The sequence below is a fragment of the Roseateles sp. genome, from assembly GCF_049240545.1.
Taxonomy (GTDB): Bacteria; Pseudomonadota; Gammaproteobacteria; order Burkholderiales; family Burkholderiaceae_C; genus Paucibacter_A.
Genome location: NZ_JBMLSK010000253.1, coordinates 1 through 1,350, shown reverse-complemented (window position 1 = coordinate 1,350; position 1,350 = coordinate 1). Strand labels below are relative to the sequence as shown.

Below are 1,350 nucleotides of genomic sequence, written 5' to 3'. Positions count from 1 at the left end.
TAGCAGGCTGCTGAAAAGCGGTAGCGGCTTGGCGCCTGGTTGTGATTCCCTTGTCGCATCTGAGTTGGAGGGACGATGCGGGGGAACGACACGGTGGCTGGATCGCTGTTCAGCTACGTCGATATCGAAAAGCGGGTTCGCGCGGATCACCCGCTGCGGGTGATCCGGGAGATTGTGAACGCCACCCTGACGGCGATGTCGCCCGAGTTCGACGCGCTTTATTCGCCGGTTGGCCGGGAATCGATCCCGCCCGAGCGGCTGCTGCGGGCCCTGCTGTTGCAGGCGTTCTACTCGATCCGCTCGGAGCGCCAGTTGGTCGAGCGCATCGAGTTCGACCTGTTGTTCCGCTGGTTCGTCGGCCTTGGCGTCGATGATCCTGTCTGGGACGCGACCAGTTTCACCAAGAACCGCGACCGGCTGCTGGCCGGTGAGATCGCGGCACGCTTCCTCGCCACCGTGCTGGCACAGCCGCAGGTCAAGGCGCTGCTGTCGAGCGAGCATTTCTCCGTTGACGGCACGCTGCTGGAGGCATGGGCCAGCACCAAGAGCTTCCGGCCGAAGGACGGCTCGGGCCCGCCGCCCGATGCGGGGCGCAACGGCGAGCAGGATTTCCACGGCCAGGCGCGCCGCAACGAGACGCATGCCTCGACCACCGATGCGGATGCCCGGCTCTATAAGAAGGGAGCCGGCAAGGAGGCCAGGCTGTGCTTCATGGGCCACGCGCTGATGGAGAACCGCAACGGGCTGATCGTGGGCGCGGTTGCGACCCGCGCCTCGGGGCATGCCGAGCGGCTGGCGGCACAGCACCTGATCGAAGCGCACGCCGGCTATGGGCGGCGCGTCACGCTCGGCGGCGACAAGGGCTTCGACACGCGGGACTTCGTCGCCGAGATGCGCGAACTCAACGTCACGCCGCATGTGGCACAGAATGACCGCGGGCGGCGCTCGGCCATCGACGGCCGCACCACGCACCACCCCGGCTATGCGGTCAGCTTGCGCATCCGCAAGCGCATCGAGGAGGCCTTCGGCTGGGCCAAGACCGTCGCAGGCCTGCGCAAGGCCCGCCACCGCGGGCTGCCGAAGATCGACTGGCAGTTCACCTTCGCGATGGCGGCCTACAACCTGGTCCGGCTGCCGAAGCTGCTCGGGGGCGCCGCATGACGCACGGACTCCGTCCAAAAGTGGCAAGCAAGGGCCAGATCGAGCCTGCCGCGCCCGCCACCGACCATGTCGCCAACGCATAGTGCGTCGCCAACCAAAATCCGCGAGATGCGCATGCCCATTTCAGCAGCCTGTTAGCAGGCTGCTGAAATGGGTTCGCGCTTTGCCCGGGTTTGGTTGGGCAGGGTG

The 1,350-nt window shown here is 66.8% G+C and carries 1 protein-coding gene; it reads left to right on the top strand.

What is annotated here, in order from left to right; translation table 11 throughout:
* Positions 1–75: 75 nt before the first annotated feature.
* Positions 76–1,161 (top strand): IS5 family transposase, encoded by a 1,086-nt coding sequence (locus tag ACOVRJ_RS16880; protein ID WP_422044998.1) that lies wholly within the window; start codon positions 76–78, stop codon positions 1,159–1,161.
* The last annotated feature ends 189 nt before the right edge of the window (positions 1,162–1,350 follow it).

What these genes read in the sequence shown, in the direction of transcription:
- ACOVRJ_RS16880 (WP_422044998.1), top strand. Translation starts at nt 76, where the DNA reads ATGCGGGGGAACGACACGGTGGCTGGATCGCTGTTCAGCTACGTCGAT.